16 protein-coding genes, 1 tRNA gene and 2 pseudogenes are annotated in these 22068 nt (G+C 66.8%); 12 read left to right on the forward strand and 7 right to left on the reverse strand.

The window, feature by feature from the left end; all coding sequences use genetic code 11:
- Positions 1-361 precede the first annotated feature (361 nt).
- Positions 362-1360: an L-lactate dehydrogenase gene (locus C3E79_RS04345; RefSeq protein WP_108403816.1), complete on the reverse strand. Its 999-nt coding sequence runs from the start codon at positions 1358-1360 to the stop codon at positions 362-364.
- Positions 1361-1460: 100 nt separating this feature from the next.
- Here C3E79_RS04345 and C3E79_RS04350 point away from each other — a divergent pair, with 100 nt between their 5' ends.
- Positions 1461-3506, forward strand: coding sequence for a DEAD/DEAH box helicase (locus tag C3E79_RS04350; protein WP_108403817.1), 2046 nt, complete (start codon positions 1461-1463; stop codon positions 3504-3506).
- Positions 3507-3593: 87 nt separating this feature from the next.
- Here C3E79_RS04350 and C3E79_RS04355 read toward each other — a convergent pair whose 3' ends face one another.
- The 3 genes from C3E79_RS04355 to putP are packed head-to-tail and all read right to left on the reverse strand — an operon-like array spanning position 3594 to position 6273.
- Positions 3594-4082: a DUF2269 domain-containing protein gene (locus C3E79_RS04355; protein WP_108403818.1), complete on the reverse strand. Its 489-nt coding sequence runs from the start codon at positions 4080-4082 to the stop codon at positions 3594-3596.
- 10 nt (positions 4083-4092) lie between these two features.
- Positions 4093-4701 carry an HNH endonuclease family protein gene (locus tag C3E79_RS04360; RefSeq protein ID WP_108403819.1) on the reverse strand — a complete coding sequence of 203 codons (609 nt, stop codon included), beginning with the start codon at positions 4699-4701 and terminating at the stop codon, positions 4093-4095.
- Between the two features lie 24 nt (positions 4702-4725).
- Complete coding sequence (putP, locus tag C3E79_RS04365; RefSeq protein WP_108405051.1) at positions 4726-6273, reverse strand: sodium/proline symporter PutP; 1548 nt, start codon at positions 6271-6273, stop codon at positions 4726-4728.
- Between the two features lie 100 nt (positions 6274-6373).
- On the opposite strand from putP, the gene C3E79_RS04370 reads away from it, so the two are divergent.
- Genes C3E79_RS04370 through C3E79_RS04385 form a run of 4 tightly spaced genes read left to right on the forward strand, consistent with a single transcriptional unit; the run spans position 6374 to position 14094 of the window.
- Entirely contained in the window at positions 6374-9412 is a 3039-nt protein-coding gene (locus C3E79_RS04370; RefSeq protein ID WP_108403820.1) for a DEAD/DEAH box helicase, read from the forward strand.
- Positions 9413-9415: 3 nt separating this feature from the next.
- Positions 9416-10243 carry an SWIM zinc finger family protein gene (locus C3E79_RS04375; protein ID WP_108403821.1) on the forward strand — a complete coding sequence of 276 codons (828 nt, stop codon included), beginning with the start codon at positions 9416-9418 and terminating at the stop codon, positions 10241-10243.
- A gap of 57 nt (positions 10244-10300) precedes the next feature.
- Positions 10301-11449 (forward strand): metallophosphoesterase family protein, encoded by a 1149-nt coding sequence (locus C3E79_RS04380; protein WP_108403822.1) that lies wholly within the window; start codon positions 10301-10303, stop codon positions 11447-11449.
- A gap of 5 nt (positions 11450-11454) precedes the next feature.
- Positions 11455-14094, forward strand: coding sequence for an ATP-binding protein (locus tag C3E79_RS04385; protein ID WP_108403823.1), 2640 nt, complete (start codon positions 11455-11457; stop codon positions 14092-14094).
- Between the two features lie 14 nt (positions 14095-14108).
- Here the strand turns inward: C3E79_RS04385 and C3E79_RS04390 are convergent, their stop codons facing one another.
- Positions 14109-14645 (reverse strand): YceI family protein, encoded by a 537-nt coding sequence (locus C3E79_RS04390; protein ID WP_108403824.1) that lies wholly within the window; start codon positions 14643-14645, stop codon positions 14109-14111.
- A gap of 180 nt (positions 14646-14825) precedes the next feature.
- Between C3E79_RS04390 and C3E79_RS04395 the strand changes: the two genes are divergently transcribed.
- From C3E79_RS04395 to C3E79_RS04405, 3 genes are all read left to right on the forward strand, one after another.
- Positions 14826-15350 (forward strand): MarR family winged helix-turn-helix transcriptional regulator, encoded by a 525-nt coding sequence (locus C3E79_RS04395; protein ID WP_108403825.1) that lies wholly within the window; start codon positions 14826-14828, stop codon positions 15348-15350.
- A 103-nt stretch (positions 15351-15453) separates the two neighbouring features.
- A complete protein-coding gene (locus tag C3E79_RS04400) occupies positions 15454-15681 on the forward strand; it encodes a PspC domain-containing protein (RefSeq protein ID WP_179948319.1) in 228 nt (75 codons plus the stop codon).
- A 71-nt stretch (positions 15682-15752) separates the two neighbouring features.
- Positions 15753-15829: transfer RNA gene (locus tag C3E79_RS04405), tRNA-Arg, on the forward strand.
- Positions 15830-15902: 73 nt separating this feature from the next.
- On the opposite strand, the pseudogene C3E79_RS04410 reads toward C3E79_RS04405, so the two are convergent.
- Positions 15903-16530 (reverse strand): annotated as a pseudogene (locus tag C3E79_RS04410) (helix-turn-helix domain-containing protein).
- 276 nt (positions 16531-16806) lie between these two features.
- On the opposite strand from C3E79_RS04410, the pseudogene C3E79_RS11755 reads away from it, so the two are divergent.
- Positions 16807-17064: pseudogene (locus C3E79_RS11755) on the forward strand (type 1 glutamine amidotransferase family protein); the annotation flags it as partial.
- Between the two features lie 97 nt (positions 17065-17161).
- Positions 17162-17308 (forward strand): hypothetical protein, encoded by a 147-nt coding sequence (locus C3E79_RS11760; RefSeq protein WP_328587444.1) that lies wholly within the window; start codon positions 17162-17164, stop codon positions 17306-17308.
- Here C3E79_RS11760 and C3E79_RS04420 read toward each other — a convergent pair.
- Entirely contained in the window at positions 17305-18918 is a 1614-nt protein-coding gene (locus C3E79_RS04420) for an alpha/beta fold hydrolase (RefSeq protein ID WP_179948320.1), read from the reverse strand. The genes C3E79_RS11760 and C3E79_RS04420 overlap by 4 nt on opposite strands.
- Positions 18919-19047: 129 nt before the next feature.
- On the opposite strand from C3E79_RS04420, the gene argS reads away from it, so the two are divergent.
- Complete coding sequence (gene argS / locus C3E79_RS04425; protein ID WP_108403826.1) at positions 19048-20700, forward strand: arginine--tRNA ligase; 1653 nt, start codon at positions 19048-19050, stop codon at positions 20698-20700.
- Positions 20701-22041 (forward strand): diaminopimelate decarboxylase, encoded by a 1341-nt coding sequence (lysA, locus tag C3E79_RS04430; protein ID WP_108403827.1) that lies wholly within the window; start codon positions 20701-20703, stop codon positions 22039-22041. It abuts the gene before it with no gap.
- Positions 22042-22068 lie beyond the last annotated feature (27 nt).

The following is a 22068-nucleotide window of genomic DNA, read 5'->3' on the forward strand; positions in this document are numbered from 1 at the left end:
TTACGGACGCTGGCGCTCAGCCATACCTCGTCTTCGCGCCAACGTCCTAACAACTTCATCCAGCAGGCGCAGACGCACACAAGCGTGCGGCTCGGAATCAGCCTCAGTAGGAACGGGCAAGGTCCACGACTGTGTGGACAACATCCCGCTCGATGCGGAAAAGGTCGCATCGGCGCAGAACTGATGAAAGTCAAGAAGCTGGAGACCTGTAGGGCAACTGATCGCGAGTGGGCTATGCGGGAGTTCAGCCGGGTGTCGCTGAGGTTTCGGCAGCCAAACCTATCGAGCGGCATACACAAGGGCGAGAGCCATCGCGGCAGAAACGATTGGGCGAAGTTTTGTTCCCCGCGTCTTAGCTTTCTCAGGCCTCCAGTCCCGAGTCCTCGATGACGCGGCGCAGAGTCGCGGCGGAGGCGTCGAATCGGGCGAACTCACCCGGGTCGAGGCGCAACTCGACGACGTTGCGGACCCCGCCGCGGTTGAGGATGGTGGGGGTGCCGATGAAGACGTCGTCACGCGCGTACTCTCCCTGCAAGAGCGCGGAGACGGGCAGGGCGACGTCCTCGTTGCGCAGGATCGCCCGCGTGATGCGCGCGAGCGCCGAGCCGATGCCGTAGGACGTGTTGCCCTTGCGGCGGATGATGTCGTACGCGGCGTCGCGGGTGGCGCGGAACATCTCGTCGATGCGCTCATGGACGTGCGGGTCCTTCTCTGCTTCTTTCTCCACGATGCGGGGGATGGGCACACCGGCGATACTTCCCGACGACAACACCGGCAGCTCGGAATCGCCGTGCTCGCCGATGACGTAGGCGTGTACGGCCGACGGCGCGATGTCGAAGTAGCGCCCGAGGTTGTGGCGCCAGCGTGCGGTATCAAGAACCGTGCCGGAACCGATGACCTGCGCGGCGGGAAGGCCCGTCTGTTTCCATGTGGCGTAGGAGAGCACGTCGACCGGGTTCGTGGCCACGAGGTAGATGCCGTTGAAGCCGTTGTCCATCACCTGGCGGTTGATGGCGTCGAAGATGGCGATGTTGCGGGCCACGAGGTCGAGGCGCGTCTCGCCCTCGCGCTGGGCGACGCCAGCGCAGTTCACCACGATCGCCGCGTCGCGGCAGTCGGCGTAGGTGCCGACCGTAACCTGGATGTTTTGGCCGGAAAACGGCACGGAGTGGGAGAGGTCTTCGACCTGTGCCCAGGCCATCTCCTCGTCGAGGTCGATAATCGCGAGGTGGTCAGTCAGGCCCTGGTTGAGCAGGGCGTAGGCGTAGGCAATGCCGACGGCGCCGGCGCCAATGAGCACGATCTTGTTGCCGTGGGTGGGCGCGGTCGGGTGCGTGGCAGGACGAGCGGCTTGGGTCATGGCGGGCGGGTCCCTTCGCTGTCTTAACTGGTGGGCAGGGTGAGGGGCACTGACGTCCCAGATAGTAATACTCGCGCGCCTCGCGTAGTGTGGGATAGCAATGAGCACTTCCGAAAACGCTACCGGCAGCGAGTTTGAGCCGGACATGACACTGTCGGAAAATCAGGATGCCCCGCAGGCTGTCGCAGAAGAAGACACCAGGGATGCGGGAGATTCTGAGAACGCCGGCGCTTCGGCCACGCCCGAAGCCACCGCCACTGAGAATGAACACAACGAAGATGACGCCCCGTCTACCGAGGCTGCCCCGGCGAATCCCGCCGACGAGGTAGCTGAAGAGCCCGCCAACGGGTTCGAAGCCCTCGACCTGCCGAAAGACGTCGTCAACGCCGTGAAGAAGGTCGGCTTCGAGCAGCCCTCGCCCATTCAGGCGCAGACCATCCCGCTGCTCATGGAGGGCCGCGATGTCGTCGGCCTCGCGCAGACCGGTACCGGCAAGACCGCCGCGTTCGCGCTGCCCGTGCTCAGCCAGATCGATCCTTCGCTGCGCCACCCGCAGGCGCTCGTCCTTGCGCCGACGCGCGAGCTCGCCCTGCAGGTCGCCGACTCCTTCCAATCCTTCGCCGACCACCTGGGCAAGATCCAGGTCCTGCCGATCTACGGCGGCCAGGCCTACGGCATCCAGCTCTCCGGGCTGCGCCGCGGGGCCCAGATCATCGTCGGCACCCCGGGCCGCGTCATCGACCACCTGGAGAAGGGCTCGCTGGACATCTCCAACCTGCGCTTCCTCGTGCTTGATGAGGCCGACGAGATGCTCAACATGGGCTTCCAGGAAGACGTCGAGCGCATCCTCGCGGATACCCCGGACGACAAGCAGGTCGCGCTGTTCTCGGCGACGATGCCGAACGGCATCCGCCGGATTTCCAAGCAGTACCTCAACGACCCGGCCGAGGTGACGGTCAAGTCCGAGACCCGCACCAACACCAACATCACGCAGCGCTACCTGTTTACCGCGCACCGCAACAAGCTCGACGCGATCACGCGCATCCTCGAGGTCACCGAGTTTGAGGCGATGATCGTGTTCGTGCGCACCAAGCATGAGACCGAGGAGCTCGCCGAGAAGCTGCGCGCTCGCGGCTTCTCCGCCGCCGCGATCAACGGCGACATCGCCCAGCAGCAGCGCGAGCGTACTGTCGATCAGCTTCGCGACGGCCGGCTCGACATCCTGGTGGCCACCGACGTCGCCGCCCGCGGCCTCGACGTCGAGCGCATCAGCCATGTGTTCAACTACGACATCCCGAACGATACGGAAAGCTACGTCCACCGCATCGGGCGCACGGGCCGTGCCGGGCGCACCGGCGAGGCGATCTTGTTTGTCACCCCGCGCGAGCGCCGCATGCTGCGCTCTATCGAGCGCGTGACCAACGCGACGATCGAAGAGATGGACTTGCCGACGGTCGACGAGGTCAACGAGAGCCGCAAGCTGAAGTTCATGGACTCGATCACGGAGTCGCTGGAGTCGAAGGACCAAGACGTGTTCAAGGCCATGGTGCGCGAATACTCCAGCGCCAACGACGTGCCCATGGACGACATCGCCGCGGCGCTGGCCGCGCAGGCGAACGCCGGCGACGAGTTCTTGATGAAGGAGCCGCCGAAGGACAAGCGTGACCGCCGCGACCGCGATTTCGACCGCGACGACCGGGGTGGGCGCGGGCGGCGCGACCGGTTCGACCGTGATGATCGCGGTGGGCGCGGGCGGCGCGACCGGTTCGACCGTGATGATCGCGGCGGGCGCGGTGGCCGCGGGCGCTTTGGCGACGACAGCGAGAACTTCGATACCTACCGCCTCGATGTGGGCAAGCGCCAGCACGTGCGCCCCGGCGCCATCGTTGGTGCGCTCGCGAACGAGGGCGGGCTGAACTCCCGCGACTTCGGCCGTATCACCATCGGCGGTGACTTCACGCTCGTGGAGCTGCCGAAGAACATGGACCGCTCCGTGCTAGACAGGCTTTCCGATACCCGCATTTCGGGACAGCTGATCAACATTCAGCGCGACAAGGGCGGTGCGGCGCGCAGGGATTCCGACCGCGGCGGCCGCGGCGGCGGGTTCCGGGGGCGCGGCGGACAGGGCCGCGGCTGGCGGGACTAGCCAGCCAGCCCCCCGGGCCTACATAGCGCTACAAAAGCGGCCTCCCCACGCACGATGGGGAGGCCGCTTTTGCGCGCGCAGTACTGCCTAGGCGAAGATGCTCGACGGGAGGTACATCAGGATCAACACGATCATGACAAGCAGGTTAAACAGGCCTGCTCCGGCGGTCGCCTTGGCCTTCGTGCCTTCGAAGTTCGAGGTGAAATCGCTCTGGTCAGCCTCGGCGGGATCAAGGGCGTTAATCGCCCCCATCATCTTGCGCTGTTGAGGGATGACCATGCCGAAGAGGACGCCCCAGGCGATGAGCGCGAGGACGATCGCCGTGTGGAGGAAAAAGTTCGTCTTGAACTCCTCCCAGCCGAAGATGAGAACTACCGCGCCGAGCAGGGGCACTGCTGCGGAGAGCATGCCGTAGGTCGAGGTGATGCGGTAGAGGATCGAGGCGCGGCCCGCGGCGTACGCATCGCCCTTGCGGGCCTCCGCGGCCTGGCGCGGGAACATGGAGGTGGCGACGATGACGGGGCCAAGCAGCAGGATCGCTGCGGCCACGTGGAAGACAACAAGAACAGTAGTCATGCACACCACCTTACAGTGCCCTGTCAGAGAGCACGCCTCGCAATCCCGCGCAGGCGCGTCGTGCGGCACGCGCGTCAGCCCGCGGCAGCGCGAGGCCGTAGGCCTGGGCGACCGCGACGAGCTGCCGCGCATACGGGCAATGGGCGCGGCGCCGCGGCGGGAGCCACTCGCTGGGGAGATGGTCGGATTTTTCGCGGTTAGCCTTCGCGGAGGTGACCACGAGGTTTCGCGGGTCGTTGGCGAAGGCGACGCGCTTATCCGCGCTCCATGCATGCGCCCCGAGGTCCCACGCCGCGGCGAGCGGGTATACGTGGTCGATCTCCACCTCGGCGGGGTCGAGCGGGCTACCCGTATAGGGATCCGTAATGGGCGAGGCGGAAAGCGTCTCCCGCCTGCCACACGATGCCGCGCCGAAGGCCGCGGCCATCAGTGCGGAGCGGGTGTCGCACCCGCCGGGGGCCGGGGCCCAGCCCGGCCCGAAGGCGTCGCGCTCGTAGCCGATTACGCGTGCGCGCTGGGGTGTGGAGGGTACGTGTGCCGCAAGCCCGTAAGTAAGCGGCGTGGGAAACGGGACGACGGCAACGGTGAGGGCAATGAGCAGACAGAGATAGGTGCGCATACCCTCTTAGACTGCGCGAGGCGCCTAGCGGTTCCGTCCTTCCACCGCGTCGAGCGCGTCGTCAAAGGATGCCGTGGGGTTGTCCATAGCGTAGTCGTTGACGCGCACCGCGGCGTTGAACTGCTCGATGGCCTCCGGCTTGGCTCGGGTGGCAAGCGAGACAGCGACCATTGCCACGGTGGCGACGATCACGCCGGGCACGATCTCGTAGAGCTCGGTGAGCGCCGAATCAATCGAGCCCCACACGAAGACCGTCACCGCGCCGGAGAGCATCGCCGCAATCGCGCCGGGGGCGGTGAGGCGCTTCCAGTAGAGCGAGGCGACGACGACGGGGCCGAAGGCCGCGCCGAACCCGGCCCACGCGAAGCCGACGAGGCCCAAGACAGTATCGGAGGGGTTGACGGCCAGGGCGACGGCGATGAGCGCGATGGCAACGACCATGCCGCGGGAGGCCAGCAGCAGCCACCGCCCGGACACCTCGCGCTTAGCCACGACGCGGTAGAGGTCCTCGATGAGCGCCGAGGAGGTGATGAGGAGCTGGGAGGACATCGTCGACATGATCGCGGCGAGCACGGCGGTCAAGATGATGCCGGCAATGAGCGGGTGGAAGAGCAGCTTCGCCAGGTCGAGGAAGACGGTCTCGCCGCTGGCGTCGGTAATCTGAGCGCCGGTCTGGGAAAAGTAGACGGTGCCCACGAGCGCGGTAAACACGGCACCGATGTAGCACACGGAGACCCAGGTCGTGCCGGTGCGCCGGGCAGAGGCAGCCTCGGCCGGCGAGCGCAGCGCCATGAAGCGGGTGACGATGTGCGGCTGGCCCATATAGCCCAGGCCCCAGGCGAGGTTGCCGATGATGGTCACGGCTGAGACCCCGGCGAAGAGGTTGAAATAGGTGGGGTTTGCCTCCGGGTAGGGCCCGTAGGGGTTCTCTGCCGCGAAGGAGAAGATGTCCGCCGGGTTGTTGAGCACGAACAGCGCCGTAATCGGCACGGCGAGCAGGGCTGCGAACATGAGCATGCCCTGGACCACGTCGGTGTAGGACACGGCAAGGAAGCCGCCGATGAGGGTGTAGATGACGGTGACGGCGCCGACGATGAGCATGCCGGTGAGGTAGTTGCCGCCGAAGGTCGACTCGTAGTACTTGCCGCCCGCGACCATGCCGGAGGAGACGTAGAAGGTGAAGAAGAAGATGATGATCACAGCCGCGACCACGCGGAGCACGCGGGAGGTATCGTGGGTGCGGTTTTCAAAAAAGCTCGGGAGCGTGATCGAATCCCCGGAGACCTCCGAGAACGAGCGCAGCCTGGGGGCGACCCACTTCCAGTTGGCCCAGGTGCCCATGAGCAGGCCAATCATGATCCACAGCTCGCTCATGCCGGTGGCGAACAGTGCGCCGGGCAGGCCCATGAGGAGCCAGCCCGACATGTCCGAGGCGCCGGCCGAGATCGCCGCTACGAAAGGCGGGAGGTCGCGGCCGCCGAGGACGTAGTCGTCGTATTTGCTTGTCTTACGCCACGAGTAGTAGCCGATGGCGAGCATGACGGCGAAGTAGAGCACTATGGCCGTAATCATCCACGCGTTGTTCACGGGGAGGGTCTCCTTACATTTCTTATGCATGGGTACGGACTTTTTCCAGGGTAACGTGAACCAGTGTCATGGTATAAGGGTGGTTATGCCTAAATTCCTCCTCCACGGGCTCTGGATGCGCGAGTCCGGGCTCAACCTGTGGGTTGAGCAGGTGGAAGGGCGCAAGGTCGTGCTGCCGTCCCAAGTTCCGGAGGGGACGTTCCCGCCCGAGGTCGCCGCGGAGCTCGTCGACGAAAGGTTCCGGCACCGCGAGCGGGTCACGTTGCAAACCCCGCGCGGCAAGCACGTCGAGCTGCGGGTTCCTACCGCGGCGTTCGCGCCGGCAGACGCGGTGGCTTTCCTCGCGGCGCTCGCGCGTTACGACGACCCCTCGGCGCTCGCCCCGCCGCCCCAGGGCGAGTCCCTCGCCCCCGACATTATGTGGCTGGTGCGCCTCTTTAGCGGACTGTCCCGATTTGTTCGCGCGGGCCGGGTGAGCCTCCACGTGCCCTACCGCGACGGGGCGTTCTACGCCCAGTGGCAGCTCGGCACCGGGGTTGACGAGCGCGGGTGGCTTGCGGAGATGATCGCGGCGGCGCCGGGGGTGTTAACGGCGAACAACCCCAGCCTGGACGAGGGTGTCTCGCAGACCCTCGTGCACTGGATTGCCACGGCCATCCTCTCGCGCCTGGACGAGGGGACGCGGCCCTACCCCTGGCACGACTTCGTCCGCTCGCTGCTCAGCGGTACGCCACTGCGCCGCGGCGGGGCCGAGCTCGCCCGCAAGCTCAGTGATTGGAACGGCTCGATTACCGCGGTGAACCTCCAGCTGGTGTTCATCGTCGAGCCGCCTGGGGGCGACGATGATTCGGACGACGTGGACGACGCGGTCGACGCGGGCGATTCGGGGGCATACGAGGCGGAGGCGAGGTGGCCGGTGCGCGCGCAGGTGCGCTCCGGGACGGATTCTCCGCGGCCGGTGGTGCTCAGCGACTTCGACGCCGCCACCGCCCAGACGTTGCGCCGCGAGTTGGAGCGCGCCATCGAGGTGAGCGATCTGGTCGATCCCGTCGCCCACCCGCGCGCTGCGGGCGCGCTGTTTGCCGAGGGCGAGGGGGAGTGGGACGCCTTCCTCGACACCGAGGAGATCGTCCGCTTCGTCCAGCGCGACGCCGCGCGGCTGCGCCACAACAACTTCGCCGTGATGTTGCCGCGGGCTTGGTCCGAGGCGGAGACGCGTGCGCGGCTATCGGTGGCGGATCCCGGCGATCCGCACGATTCCTCCACGGTGACGCACCTCGGGTTCGATACGCTGGTCTCCTACGACTGGCGGCTCTCCGTCGGCGACGTCGAGCTCAACGACGAGGAGATGGCACGCCTCATCGAGTCGAAGTCCGGGCTGGTCAAGCTGCGCGGCCAGTGGGTGCTTGCCGACTCCCGCTCGCTGGCCAGGACGCGCCGCTACATGGATAGGCTCGCGGCGGCTCACAAAGACTCGCCTGCCGCAGGGGAGGACGATTCCGCGTTTGGGGGCACCGTCACCGCGGCGGAGCTACGCGCCCTGGCGTTGGAATCGGCGGCCGAGGCCGACATCGACGTCGTGGAGTTCGCCGGGTCGCCGTGGTTTACCTCGCTGGTCTCCGGCACCCAGCGCCCGGCGCCCGAGCGCGTCGAGCTCCCGGGCTGGGTCTGCGCCGAGCTGCGGGAATACCAGCGCCGTGGCGTGGATTGGCTCTACTTCATGTCGCGCTCCGGGCTGGGGGCGGTGCTCGCTGACGATATGGGGCTGGGCAAGACGCTGCAGCTGCTCACGCTGTTTGCCGTGGAGGCCGAGCGCGGGGATCGCATGGGGCCCAGCCTCGTCGTGGCGCCGACGTCCGTGGTGGGCAACTGGGCGCGGGAGGCGGCGAGGTTCGTCCCGCGACTGCGGGTCTTAGTCCACCACGGCTCGCGCCGCCTCGCCGGTGACGAGCTCGCCGCCGCGATCGAGTCGGCGGACGTGGTGGTGACCTCGTACGGTGTCGCCGGGCGCGACGTGGCCTCTCTGGCGCGGGTCGGGTGGGACCACGTGGTGTTGGATGAGGCGCAGGCGATTAAGAATGCGTCGACGAAGGCGTCGAAAAGCGTGCGCGCGATCCCCGCTCGCCACCGCATTGCGCTCACGGGCACGCCGATCGAAAACAAGCTCTCGGAGCTGCGCAGCCTGCTCGATTTCACCAACCCCGGCATCCTCGGCAGCCAGACGTTTTTCCGCAACCACTTCGCGAAGGTGATTGAGTCGCGCCGCGACGAGGAGCTCGCCGCCGAGATGAGCGAGCGGCTGCGCAGGCTCACCACCCCGTTTATCCTGCGGCGTCTGAAGACCGACCCGGCGATTATCGACGATCTGCCGGAGAAGAACGAGCACATCGTCGCCGTCGACATGACAGCCGAGCAGGCGGCCCTCTACACCGCGCTCGTGCGCGACGTCGAGCGCGAGCTTTCGCGCCGCAAGGGCATGGCCCGCAAAGGACTGGTGCTGGCCTCAATCACGCGCATCAAGCAGATCTGTAACCACCCGGCGCACTACCTCGGTGACGGCTCGCCGGTGACGGTGAAGGGCGTCCACCGCTCTGGGAAGGTCCAGATGCTCATGCAGCTGCTCGGCGAGGCCATGGACTCCGGCCAGCGGGTGCTCATCTTCACCCAGTACAAGGCCTTCGGCTCCCTGCTCCAGCCCTACCTCGAAGAACGCCTCGGTGAGGAGGTTCCGTTCCTGCACGGCGGGGTGGGAAAAGAGGCGCGCGACGCGATGGTCGAGCGCTTCCAGGCCGAGGATGGGCCACGCGCCATGGTGCTCTCGCTCAAGGCGGGCGGCACCGGGCTCAACCTCACCTCGGCCTCGGTGGTCATCCACCTCGACCGCTGGTGGAACCCGGCGGTGGAGAATCAGGCCACTGACCGCGCCTACCGCATTGGGCAAACAAAGGACGTCACCGTCTATAAGATGATCACCCGCGGCACGCTGGAGGAATCTATCCAAGACGTCCTCGACGGCAAGATGCAGCTCGCGGGCACGGTCGTCGGCGAAGGCGAGGGATGGATCACGGAGCTCGATACGGAGGACCTCGCTAGGCTTATGAGCTACCGGAATCAGGAGGATTAACCTATGGCCAGGCCGCGCGAGGACAACGTCATCTACGCCAACTTCGGGGCACGACGCCGCGTGTCGACGCCCGAGGAGGCGCGCCATCCCGGCGCCGAGGCCCCGCTTCGCGCCTCCGCGTACTCCCCGGCGGCGATGCGTCTGGTCAACGCCGCGGTGCGCCAGACAGACCCCGGGCGCGTCAAGCGCGGCCACCTCTACGCTGAGGGCGGCCACGTCTTAGAGCTCACCCCGCGGATGGGGGGATGCGACGGGCTCGTGGCGGGCAGCCAGAACGAGCCGTTTACGGTGACCATCCAGCTCCCGGCGCGCGAGAGGGCGGATATCCAGGTCGCCCTGGATATGATGGCGCGCCGGGCGGGATCGGTGGCGCGGGCGCGCGCAGGAGAATTCGACGACGATGTCCTCGATATCCTCATCGCGCCCGATGCCTCGAGCGTGCGCTTCCTCTGTAGCTGCCCGGACCCCGCCGCCGTGTGCAAGCACGCGGTGGCGGTGGCGGAGAAGTTGGCCGAGCTCATCGATACCCGACCCGAGACCATCTTTTCCATGCGCAGCCTCACCCTCGCCTCGATTGAAAATGGCGTGCGCCTGCGCGCGGTGTCGGTAGCGCGGGAGAATTCGCAGGTTGGCTCTGAATTCTTCTGGTCGGGCCGCGACCTGCCTTCCTTGCCGGAGCCGGATATCGCCCCGATGATCGCGGACTCCGACATCGATCTGTTGCACCGCGCAATGCAGTCGGTGTCTTTTACCAACATCGACCAGCTTCGAGCGGTGGCTGACATCGAGGACCTCTACGAGGAGCTGACGAGCCTGGACGCGCGAGAATAGAACGTATATTCGATAGTCGGCGGGCCGCTGTCCACGAGATTTGGTAGAAGTGCACCCATGAGCGATCTCACCTTCATCCACACCTCTGACCTGCAGCTGGGAATGACGAGAAAATTTCTCCCGCCCGAGGCCCAGTCCCGGTTCGACGAGGCGCGGCTGCGCGCCGTCGCGCGGATCGGGGAGCTCGCAAGCGAGCGGGGCGCGGAGTTTATCGTCGTCGCGGGCGACGTCTTCGAGCACAACTCCCTCCAGGCGCTCACCCGTGGGCGAGCGCTCGAGGCGCTGCGGAAGCTGCCCGTACCCGTCTACCTCCTGCCCGGCAACCACGACCCGCTGGTGGCGGACTCGATCTTCCGCCGCACCGAGGAGATCCCCAACGTCACGGTGCTTGGCACCTTCGAGCCGATCGAGGTGCGCCCCGGGGTTGAGATCGTCGCCGCTCCGCTGAAGGCGAAGAAGGCCGCGGAGGACCTGTGCGCGAAGGCGCTCGGCCCGCTCGAGCCGACCGAGGCCATCCGGGTGCTCGTCGCGCACGGTCAGGTCGAGGCGCGCACCGGAGAGTTCGCCCCCGATGTCATCGACCTGCCCAACCTCGAAGCGAGCCTGGCTGATCGCACGATCGATTACGTCGCTTTAGGCGATACCCACTCCACCCGCAGCCTCGGCACCAGCGGCCGCGTGTGGTTTTCCGGCTCGCCCGAGACGACCGACTTCTTCGATCACACACCGGGGGTGGCGGGAGGAGAAGTCGACTCCGGCAACGCCCTCGTCGTGAGCCTGTCAAAGGGCCAGGATACCCGCGAGATCGAGGTGGAGAAGGTCCCCGTCGGCGGGTGGACATTTGACGCGTTGTTTTTCGACGTCGCAGATAGGCGCGATGTGGATGCGCTGCTCGAGCGGCTGCGCGCCTACCCGGAGAAGGACCGCACTGTGGTGAAATACGCCATCAAGGGCACCCTCGGCCTGGAGGACACCCGCCGGCTCGAGCAGGGGATCGGCGACCTCGAGCCGCTCTTTGCCTCGCTGCGCGAGAGGGCCAGGCTTATGGATCTCCACCTCGAGCCCGGGGACGAGGAGCTCGAAAACCTCCCCCTCAGCGGGTTCGCGGCCTCCGCCGCCCGCGAGCTCGCCGCCAGCGCGGCCGACGGAGACGCCGTTGCCCGCGATGCGATCAATGTCCTATTCCGCCTGACCTCGGAGGCCTAGAGCACATGAAGATCCACTCCTTAGAACTGCGCAACGTCCGCGGTGTCGAGCACCTTGTGCTAAGCGATATCCCCGCAACCGGCGTGATGATCATCCACGGGGATAACGAAGCGGGAAAGTCCACCATCCTCGACGGTCTCGCTGCCGTGCTCAACGTCAAGTACAGCTCGAAGGGAAAAGACATCAAGGCGCTCGCTCCTGTGGGCAAAGACGTCGCGCCCGAGGTCACGCTGAAGGCGACCATCGGGCCATACACCTTCCGGATATGGAAGCGGTTTCTCCGCAAACCTAAATGCGAGCTGAACATCACCGCCCCTCAACACCAGCAGTTCGCCGGCCGGGAAGCAGATGACAGGCTAGCGGAGATCATCTCCGGCCACCTGGACGAGACCCTCGCCGAGGCGCTGTTCCTGCGACAGGGGGAGCTCGATCTCGGCATCGCGGCCGCCGGCATCCCCTCGATCACCCACGCCCTCGACGGGGTAAGCGAGGAGGGTGGCTCCGGGACAGAGGACACCGCGCTCATGGAGCGCATCTCGAAGGAATACGGCGAGTATTTCACGGACAAGGGCCAAGAAAAGGCGTCGTACAAGGCACTGGAGGTGGCGGTGAATGAGCGCGAGGCGGAGCTTCGCGTCCTCGCCGAGGAGTGGGAGAGTTTGCGCCAATTCGTCGAGGAGGTTGAACGGCGCGAAGAGGAGCTCCGCACGATCGAGCGGGAGTTGCCTGAAGCTGTCATCGAGGAGGAAGAACGGGGCGCTGAAGCAAAGGCGGCCGCGGAGCTTGCGGAGAAAGCAGCCCGCGCCGGGGAGGAGGAACAGCGCCGCGCCAAGGAGCGCGACCGCGCCGAGGCCGACCTCGCGGCGCGCACGGAGGCCGTAGCCCAACTCGCCGCCTTAGAGAAGGACGCTGTGGCGCAGGGCGCCAAGCTCGCCGAGGCCGCCGAGCAGGCCGAGGAAGAGGCAGGCAAGGCTGCGGAGCTCACGGAGGTGCGAGATGAGGCAAAGGCGGCGGTGGCTCGAGCGCGCGAGGAGGCCAAGCGTGCCGAGGCTGCCCGCCAGCGCTCCCGCTCCCGCGCCAAGCTGGCCGAGCTCGACGCGCTTATCACGCGTCTCGACGAGGCGGACGAAGAGCTCTCCGCCCTCAAGGCGAAGCGGCCCGACGTGGTCGTGACCGCGGCGGACCTCCGCGCGTTAGAGAAGGCACACGAAAAGGTTGCGGTGGCCTCCAGCCTCGCGTCCGCCGCGGCGGCGAAGCTAGAGGTCACGGGCCCCTCGGACGGGACCTTACGCATCGACGGGGAAGAGGTGGCCTTCGACGGACGCGCTACTGTGAGCGCCCTCGAGGGCACGGCCGTCGGAATCGGGGAATACACCGTGACCTACCGTGCCGGCGACGGTGCGGGCGATCGGAATGAGAAGCTGGAAGAGGCGCTGCGTGCAGAGGAGAAGCTTCTGGCCGCGCTCGGGTGCGCCGACCTTGACCAAGCCCGCGCGCGTCGCGACGAGCACGCAGAGCTTCTCACTGCGATCGAGGCGAGCGAGCGCCGCGTGAAAGACCTCCTCGACGGGAGGAACGCCCAAGAGCTAAAGGAGGAGCGGGACCGCCTGCGCGCCCGCGAGGAGGAGCACGGGGAGGCAGGCGTCGGCAGGGGAGCGGCCGACGAAACGGAGGCCGAGGCCGTTCTCGAAGGCGCTCAGCGCCGGCTTGACGAGGCGACGGAGGAGCTCGAACGCGCGGAGGCCGAGCTCAAGCCCTGGGCGGAGCGCAAGCACGCCACCGCCCTGGCGGTGCTGGAGTCGAGGGCGGAATCAACGAGGGCGCAGATCAGCGCCGCGCAGGCGAAGTTGGAGGAGGCCCGCGCCGCCGCCTCGGACGGTGACCTTGAGGCGGCCCGCGACGCGGCCGCCACCGCGCTCGAGGAAGCGCGCCGGGCGGCGGGGGAGTTCGGAGAGCAACTCGCCGCGGCCAACCCCGCGCTCGCCGCGAACCTGCTCGAGGGTGCCCGCACGCGCGTGCGTAACCTCAAGACCCGCCACTCCGAGGCAACGAACCGGGTTGCCGAGCTCAAGGGGCGGATTGAACAGGCCACGGGCGTTGCGGAGGAAGCGGATCAGGCGGAGGCACGGCTCGACGCCGCTCGCACGGACCTGGCGCGCGCGAGAAAGCGCGCCGAGGCGATCAAGCTCCTGCGCGAGACCATGATGCGCCACCGGGACGCGGCGCGGGCGCGCTACGCAGCCCCGTTTGCCCAGGCCTTAACGCGCTACGCCGAGGTGGTCTTCGGTGCGGGCGTCGAATTCGAGCTCAGCGATTCTCTGGAGGTGCGTGCGCGGACCCAGGGTGATACGACGGTGGATCTCCCCCAGCTCTCGGGCGGGGCCCAGGAACAGCTTGCCTTGTGCATCCGCTTCGCCATCGCGGATCTCGTGGGGGCGGGGGAGGACTCGGCGGAGGAGGTCCCGGTGATCATCGATGATGCCCTCGGTGCGACCGACCCCACCAGGCTAAGCCTGATGAACTCACTGGTCGCCCGGGTGGGTGCACGCACCCAGGTGTTTGTGTTGACGTGCTATCCCCAGAGGTTTGACCGCGTGCCAGCCGCCAAGCTCGCCTCGATTGAGGAGCTCAAGGCTAGGGCTTAGCCGAGAGGGGATGTCTACGCCTTGATGGCGGAGCCCTCAATCTCGATGTCGACCTTCGTGGACAGCAGCACGCCACCGGAGTTCAGCGGGGCGTTGAAGTCGATCCCGAAGGCAGTGCGGTCGATGCTGGTGCTGGCCTCGAACCCGGCGCGGACGTTGCCCGAGGGATCGGTCTGCACGCCGAAGGTTTCCACGGCGAGAGTGACAGGCTTGGTCACGCCCTTGATGGTGAGGTTGCCCTCGACGGTGCCGTTGCCAGAGTCGTCGACACGAAAAGCGGTGGACTCGAAGGTCATCTCCGGGTAGCTCTCCGCATCGAAGAAGTCCTCACCGCGCACGTGCGCATCGCGGTCGGCGTTTCCCGTGTTGAGGGAGCCGGTCTTGACCGAGGCAGTGACGCGGGAGCGTTCGGGGGCCTCGCCGTCCACGGTGAGCGTGGCGGCGGCGTCGGTGAAGGTGCCGCGCACCTTGGAGACCATCGCGTGGCGGACGACGAACCCGACAGATGAGTGGGCGGGGTCGAGGTTCCAGGTACCGGTGAGATCGTGCATCTGTGTATCTCCTTGAGTAGTTGTTGACGTGTTAACAAAGGCCATCATAGCCCGTGAGAGTGACGTGTCAACATAAGGGGGATGGCGGACGGTCTATGCAGGTGGAGTGCGTAAATGGTGCCCTCCTCATCGTTCCGATCCGTTTCGTTTTGCGCGCTCGACGATGTAGCGTTGAATGCTATGGCTCAACAACCTCGCTGGCTTAACGACGACGAACAGGACCTGTGGCGCCTCATGCTCTCGGCGTCCCGGAAGCTCAACCGGGTTATCGAGGAGACGCTGCAGGCCACCTCGGACCTCTCCGCCTCCGAATTTGGCGTCCTCGTCGCGCTCTCGGAGGCCCCCGGCCACGAGTTGCGGCTGCGCGACCTGTGCGTCGCGCTCGAGTGGGACCGATCGAGGACCTCTCACCAGGTCACCCGCATGGAAAAGCGTGGTTTGCTGACCAAAAGCAAGTGTCCCGGCGATGCGCGCGGCGTCTTAGTTCAGCTCACCGAGGACGGGATGCGCAGAGTGACCGAGGCCGCCCCAGACCATGTGGAGTCCGTGCGCCGCGTCGTCTTCGACCACCTCGGGCGCGAAGACGCGGCCGCGTTGCGACGCTTCCTCTCAGGCATCATCGAGGTGGACAACGTTCTCGGCGCATCGCCGCGGATCCCCGCGTGCCAACGGGTGCCGGAATCAACGCTGGGATCAGGGGATTAATCAGGGAAAACCCTGATGCGTGCCGGTCGGCGGCGGCGTTCAATGAAGTGTGTCAGAGGCCATGAGGCCACCTAAGACCGCGTCAGAGAAAGGCTTTTCCATCATGTCCACGCCCACCACTCCCACCAACGGCTCTGACCCCATCAAGCGGCTCACGCGCTCGAGCTCCGAAAAGATGATCGCCGGCGTGTGCGGCGGCCTCGCACACTACTTCGCGCTCGATCCCGTCCTCATCCGCCTCATCGTCGCTGCCGCCACTGTTGTCACCGGCTTCGTGCCGGGCATCCTAGCCTACGCCGTCGCCTGGTTCATCATGCCCGAAGGTGTTTAGGGGGGGGCGGTGATTCGCTCTATCCGGAAGCCGGGTGATAACCTCTTTACACGTGCGAGTCGCTCGCGTATGTCTTCGTAGCTCAGTGGATTAGAGCATCGGTTTCCGGTACCGAAGGTCGCAGGTTCGAATCCTGTCGGGGACACCATTGTCATCAGTCGCGTCATGGTGGACAAACCGGCGTCCCAGTGTTTGTGTTCGTGGGGCGCTGGTTTTGTGCGTCAGGCCAGGGGTGGGTCGCCTTGTCGCCAGGATGGTTTTGGTGGTGGCGGGTGGTGTCGATGGAGTGTTCGGCGATGGTATTGCCGGTGTCTTTTAGCGATGTCGTTGCGCACCCGCCATTCTTCGTCCGGTGTGAACGGGGGTGTGGCTTTCGACCCTGTGGTGCAGGCGGTCTCGGGGGTGCGGCGTCCAAGGGATCGGTGTGGGCGTTGTGTGTAGTAGTAGGCGGTGAATTCGTCGAGTTGGTGTCGTAGCTGTGTGATGGTTTTACTGGTGCGTGATGATTCGGCGGATTGTTGATGGTGACGGTGCGCGCAGGCCTTGCCGCTGAAGGTGGAAGGCAATGGTGTCCGGGCCCGCATCGATGCCGGCCCGGGTAAGTTCGGTGCGCATCTCGATGATGCGGTTGCGAAGCCTGTCGGGTATGGCGTGCGGGTGGGTGTGCGGTGCGCGGGATTTCGGGGCGATTGCCGCGGGGCTTCCGGCGTCATAGTCCGCTAGGAGTTTGTAGACGCGTTGGCGGGAGATGTTGAAGCGGGCGGCGACTTTCGCTACGGGTTCGTGTTGTTCTCTGACGGCTTTGACGAGGGCGAGGTTGCGGTTGGGACTGTATACCTTGTCAACCATCACCTCAGGCATGGTCTGTCAACTATGTCGCGCCTACAGACACCTCTGGGCGCACCATCTTGCCCCGGGGCTATGGCCTGGGGGTTTGCGTGTGCGCACCGTGCCATTGAGGGTAAACCCGGACGGGTAAGAATGCCCAAAAAATGACGCTCCGGGCGCATTCTTACCCGTCCGGGTTTAGGCGCATCTGCCTAGAACACGACGACGCATCGCAGCGGGTTTTGGTCCGAGGAGTTCACCACCCCGTGCGAGGTCTTCCGCGACGCGGGCTGGGATGCCACGGTGGCCACCCCCGGCGGGCGCACGCCTGTGGCGGACCCTGTAAGCCTCAACGATGAGCAGGAAGCGAAGCCCGCGGTGCTGTCGTCGGTGCTTGGTGCCCCGGCGGTGCTCGAGGAGGTCGACCCGGATGCCTTCGACGTCGTGTTCTACCCGGGTGGGCACGGCCCGATGGAGGACCTGGCGGTCAGCGAGGCGTCGGCACGCATCCTGTCGAGCAGGCCGGAGCAAGGCCGCACCCTAGCGATGGTGTGCCCGCCTGCGGTCATCGCCGCCACGGGGCGGAAGATGACCGGTTTCTCCAACGCGGAAGCAAGCGCGGGCGGGCTCGCTGAGAAGGCCTCGTGGCTGCTTGAGGACAAGCTCGTCGAGCTCGGCGTGGACCTACAGCGCCGGCGAGCCGTTTACCTCTCATATTGTCGCCGACGGCAACCTCTACACCGGGCAGAACCCGGCATCGTCGCAGGAGCTGGCGACGACGATTATGAAGGGGCTCTAGCGAGCCTCAAAGTAGCCGGGCGCGTCGGTGACCTCGGTGCGCCCGGTGCGCAGGTAGTCGATGACGATGCGGTCGACTGCCTTGTTGCCCAGCCCGACGTGGCCGTGGCCCGGGCCGTGAACCGTCACGAGGTGAGAGCCCATCGCCCCCGCGATGGTGCCGCGGCCGGAGTAGACGGTCTGCGGATCGCCGGTGGCGTTGATTTGCAGCGGGCGCACCGCCAGCTGTGAGCCGTCGAGCTCGACCGGGCCTGCGACGGGCTGCGTACCGGAGCACTGCATCCCAGAGGCCAGCACCGCGTTGGGGGCGGTAAAGAGGTCATTGCTGACGTAGCGCGCCCACAGCGCGGTGGGCAGCAGCCCGTGGTCTGGGGCAGTGATGTTTTCGTTGCACTGTTGCACGGTGGCGAGCTGGATCATCCCCATGCTTTGCAGGATCTGCTCCTCGGCCAGCTTCTTGGTCTCCTCCTCGGAGAGCCCCTCAGTCCCGTCATGAGGGGGCAGCGTCCCGTTGGTCATGCGCGCGAGGCTGTCCCACATCGACGGGGCAGGCAGGAGCGTCCTGGTGGCGTTAAGCAGCCCTGATGCGGCTTGGGTGGCGCCCGGGTGGAGCATGCGGGAGACAATCCCTTCGCCCTCCACGCGTGCCTTGCTTGACGACGTCATTGCCTCCGCCCCGAGCTCGCCGGAGGAGCCCAGCCCGGCGGGAAGGTCGCCCACCTGCGCCGGGGGAGGGGTCACGGTGGGGTTCGTGCCCGTCTCCTCGACGATGCGGGCGGACCAGTACTGGTAGGCCTTTAGCGGCGTATCGCCCATGTGGTAGGTCGCGTCGTTGGCGGCGACGAAGGAGAAGTAGTCCTCTAACGCGCGCTCGTACCCGGCGATCTGGCTTGCCGCGAGCGCCTGCCAGCGCAAGTTCGGGTCCATCGCCGAATCGAGCACGACGCGGTCGGTGTGCTGCGGGTAGAGGGAGGCGTACGCCGAGCCCAGGTAGGTGCCGTAGGACAGGCCCATGATGGAGATCTTCTCGTAGCCCAGCGCCGCCCGCACAGACTCCCAATCCATCGCGTTGGTCTGGGTGGTCATCGTGCTCGGATACCCCGGCTGGCCAGACTCGCAGGCGTCGCGAAGATAGCGCCCGGAGGACAGCTGGGCCTGGGCGATTGTGAGGGGGTCGTCGAGGCCCTGGGCGGGGCAGGCGAGCTGCGTGGAGTGCACCTGCCCGCGGGGCTGCACCGCGACTAAGTCCCACTCGTTGCGGATCTCGGCCGGCCACTCGAACGTCGAGAGGGGTCCTCCATCGATGCCGAAGTAGCTATACGCATCGATGCCGGGACCTCCGGGGTTGCCGAAGAGCACACCGCGTCGGGCGGCCGGGTCGGCGGCCGGGATCCGGATGTAGCCGACCGAGATGTGCGGCCCGGTCGGGTCGTCGTAACGCATGGGCACCTCGACCTGACCGCACTCGGCGCGCGCGGCGTTGACCGTGACCGGGCATTCCTCGCGGGTGACCGCGGGGGCGTCCTGCGCGCCCGCCTGCGGGGCCGCGACAAGCCCGAGCGCGAGCGCGGCGATGCCGACGGCACCGAGGGAGCGTAAACGTTGGCGCATAAGTGAAGCATCCTTTGCTGGGGGAACGGTGGAACAGGGCTAACACACTCATCGTATCTTTTTTGGAACCTCTGGGGCCCGGCTACCCGCGGGGTGCGGTTGTCGCAGCCTGAATTAGACTTGTGCCCCATGACGCCAGCTGACCTCGCATCGGCCATCAAGCAGGCCGCGACCACCGTCCTTCACGAGCACGACCTCGACGCCACCGTCGTCCCCGCCACGGTGACCGTTGAGCGGCCCCGCAACCCGGAGCACGGCGATTACGCCACGAACATCGCCCTCCAGGTGGGCAAGAAGGCTGGCGCGAACCCCAGGGAGCTTGCCGGCTGGCTCGCAGAGGCGCTTGCGACCAGCCCCGCGATCGCCACCGCAGAGGTCGCCGGACCAGGATTTATTAACCTGCGCCTCGCCGCCGAGGCGCAGGGAGAGATCGTCGCCGACATCCTCGCCGCCGGCGAGGCCTACGGCCACAGTGACATGTACGCAGGCGAGAGGGTCAACCTCGAATTCGTCTCCGCGAACCCGACCGGGCCCATCCACCTCGGCGGGACCCGCTGGGCGGCCGTCGGCGACTCGCTCGGCCGCGTGCTCGAGGCCGCCGGGGCGGAGGTCACCCGCGAATACTACTTCAACGACCACGGCGGCCAGATCGACCGCTTCGCCCGCTCGCTGGTTGCCGCCGCGAAGGGGGAGCCCACTCCCGAGGACGGATACGGTGGGGCGTACATCTCGGAGATTGCTGGGGCGGTCGTCGATAAGCGGCCCGACGCCCTTGCCGGCGAGCCGGCGCAGGTCCAGGAGACCTTCCGCGCGGAGGGCGTGGAGATGATGTTTGACCACATCAAGGCCTCGCTCGCGGAGTTCGGCGTCGAGTTCGACGTCTATTTCCACGAAAACTCCCTGTTCGCCTCCGGTGCCGTGGACAAGGCGATTGCCACCCTGAAGGGCAACGGCAACCTCTACGAGTCGGAGGGCGCGTGGTGGCTGCGCTCGACTGATTTTGGCGACGACAAGGACCGTGTGGTGATCAAGTCCGACGGCAACGCCGCCTACATCGCCGGGGACATCGCGTACGTGGCCGACAAGTTCGACCGCGGCCACACCCTGGCCATCTACATGCTCGGCGCCGACCACCACGGCTACATCGCGCGCCTGCGCGCCGCCGCCCAGGCACTCGGCTACGACCCGCAGGCCGTGGAGGTGCTCATCGGCCAGATGGTCAACCTCGTGCGCGACGGCAAGCCGGTGAAGATGTCCAAGCGCGCCGGCACCATCATCACCCTCGACGACCTGGTCGACGCCATCGGGGTCGACGGTGCGCGCTACGCCCTGGCGCGCTCCTCGGTGGATCAAACCCTCGATATCGACCTCGACCTGTGGACGAAGCAATCCTCGGACAACCCCGTCTACTACGTCCAATACGGCCACGCCCGCCTCTGCTCGATCGCGCGGCGCGCCCACGATGCCGGGGTGGTATACGACGAGCCCGAGCTCGGGCTGCTTGACCACGACAAGGAGGGCGACCTGATCCGCACGCTCGGGGAGTTCCCCGCGGTGGTCGGGGCGGCGGCGCAGCTGCGCGAGCCGCACCGCGTGGCCCGCTACGCCGAGGAGCTCGCCAGTTCCTTCCACAAGTTCTACGACGCCTGCCAGATCCTGCCGAAGGCTGGCGAGGAGGCCCAGCCGATCCACTCCGCCCGCCTCGCGCTTGCGATGGCGACGCGCCAGGTGTTGGCCAACGCGCTGGGCCTTGTCGGCGTGAGCGCCCCGGAGCAGATGTAGATGGGATTCAACGAGCTCCCCACCCACGTGTGGCCGCGCGGTGCCGCGCGAGGCGCCGACGGCGAGGTCACCATCGGCGGTGTGCCGCTGCCGGAGATCGCCGTGCAGTACGGCACCCCCGTCATGGTCATCGACGAGGACGATTTCCGTTCCCGCTGCCGCGACATGGCGGCCGCGTTCGGCGCCCCCGAAAACGTCCACTACGCATCGAAGGCGTTCCTCACCCGGCAGATCGCGCGCTGGGTCGACGAGGAAGGCCTCGCGCTCGACGTCGCCTCCGAAAACGAGCTTCGCATCGCACTCGCGGCGGGCTTTCCCGCGAAGCGCATCACCGTGCATGGAAATAACAAGTCCTTAAGCTTTTTGGGCCTGTGCGTGAGCGCCGGCGTGGGCCACGTGGTCGTCGATTCGCACCAGGAGCTGCGCGAGCTCAACGTCGTGGCGGGCCGGGCAGGTGCCGTGCAGGATGTGTTCATCCGCGTCAAGCCGGGCGTCGACGCCCACACGCACGAGTTCATCGCGACGAGCCACGAAGACCAGAAGTTTGGCCTCTCGCTCGCCTCGGGCTCGGCGTATCGGGCCGCGGGGGACGCGATCGCCGCCGATCACCTGCGGCTGACCGGCCTACACTGCCACGTGGGTTCTCAGGTGTTTGATGCAGAGGGCTTCAAGCTTGCCGCGGAGCGCGTGCTCGGGCTCTACAAGCAGATCTACGCCGAGCAGTCCGTGGCGCTGGACTACCTCGACCTCGGCGGCGGGTACGGCATTGCCTACGTCGAGCAGGAAGAGCCCCTCGACGTGGCGGCGGTGGCGGCGGACCTGCTCCGGGCGGTCCGCGAGGTCGCCGACGACCTTGGTATTCCGGCGCCGACTGTGGTGGTGGAGCCGGGCCGGGCGATCGCCGGGCCGTCGACGGTAACTGTCTACCGCGTCGGCACCGTCAAAGACGTCCACACGTCGCACACGACCACGCGGCGCTACATCGCGGTCGATGGAGGCATGAGCGATAACATCCGCCCGTCGCTCTACGATTCGCTATACGACGCCCGCGTGGTCAACCGTCTCGTCGACGGCGCGGAGGTGCCCACGCGCCTCGTGGGATCGCACTGCGAGTCGGGCGACATCCTGGTCAACGACGCGTCCTGGCCCGAGGACGTCGCCCCCGGCGACCTCGTGGCGCTCGCGGCAACCGGGGCGTATTGCTACTCGATGAGCTCGAACTACAACGCCTTCGGCCGCCCCGCCGTGGTCGCGGTGCGGGCGGGGGAGATCACGCCGATGGTGCGGCGCGAGACGGTCGAGGACCTGCTGGCTCGCGAGTACGACCTGCCCGCGATATAGACCGAGCGGTACGTTATGTATGCTGGG

This window comes from Corynebacterium liangguodongii, from assembly GCF_003070865.1.
Lineage (GTDB): Bacteria > Actinomycetota > Actinomycetes > Mycobacteriales > Mycobacteriaceae > Corynebacterium > Corynebacterium liangguodongii.

What these genes read in the sequence shown, in the direction of transcription:
- argS (WP_108403826.1), top strand. Translation starts at nt 19,048, where the DNA reads ATGACGCCAGCTGACCTCGCATCGGCCATCAAGCAGGCCGCGACCACC.
- C3E79_RS04355 (WP_108403818.1), bottom strand. Translation starts at nt 4,082, where the DNA reads ATGACTACTGTTCTTGTTGTCTTCCACGTGGCCGCAGCGATCCTGCTG.
- C3E79_RS04380 (WP_108403822.1), top strand. Translation starts at nt 10,301, where the DNA reads ATGAGCGATCTCACCTTCATCCACACCTCTGACCTGCAGCTGGGAATG.
- C3E79_RS04375 (WP_108403821.1), top strand. Translation starts at nt 9,416, where the DNA reads ATGGCCAGGCCGCGCGAGGACAACGTCATCTACGCCAACTTCGGGGCA.
- C3E79_RS04360 (WP_108403819.1), bottom strand. Translation starts at nt 4,701, where the DNA reads ATGCGCACCTATCTCTGTCTGCTCATTGCCCTCACCGTTGCCGTCGTC.
- C3E79_RS04395 (WP_108403825.1), top strand. Translation starts at nt 14,826, where the DNA reads ATGGCTCAACAACCTCGCTGGCTTAACGACGACGAACAGGACCTGTGG.
- lysA (WP_108403827.1), top strand. Translation starts at nt 20,701, where the DNA reads ATGGGATTCAACGAGCTCCCCACCCACGTGTGGCCGCGCGGTGCCGCG.
- C3E79_RS04385 (WP_108403823.1), top strand. Translation starts at nt 11,455, where the DNA reads ATGAAGATCCACTCCTTAGAACTGCGCAACGTCCGCGGTGTCGAGCAC.
- C3E79_RS04390 (WP_108403824.1), bottom strand. Translation starts at nt 14,645, where the DNA reads ATGCACGATCTCACCGGTACCTGGAACCTCGACCCCGCCCACTCATCT.
- putP (WP_108405051.1), bottom strand. Translation starts at nt 6,273, where the DNA reads ATGATTACGGCCATAGTGCTCTACTTCGCCGTCATGCTCGCCATCGGC.
- C3E79_RS04370 (WP_108403820.1), top strand. Translation starts at nt 6,374, where the DNA reads ATGCCTAAATTCCTCCTCCACGGGCTCTGGATGCGCGAGTCCGGGCTC.
- C3E79_RS04350 (WP_108403817.1), top strand. Translation starts at nt 1,461, where the DNA reads ATGAGCACTTCCGAAAACGCTACCGGCAGCGAGTTTGAGCCGGACATG.
- C3E79_RS04345 (WP_108403816.1), bottom strand. Translation starts at nt 1,360, where the DNA reads ATGACCCAAGCCGCTCGTCCTGCCACGCACCCGACCGCGCCCACCCAC.
- C3E79_RS04420 (WP_179948320.1), bottom strand. Translation starts at nt 18,918, where the DNA reads ATGCGCCAACGTTTACGCTCCCTCGGTGCCGTCGGCATCGCCGCGCTC.
- C3E79_RS04400 (WP_179948319.1), top strand. Translation starts at nt 15,454, where the DNA reads ATGTCCACGCCCACCACTCCCACCAACGGCTCTGACCCCATCAAGCGG.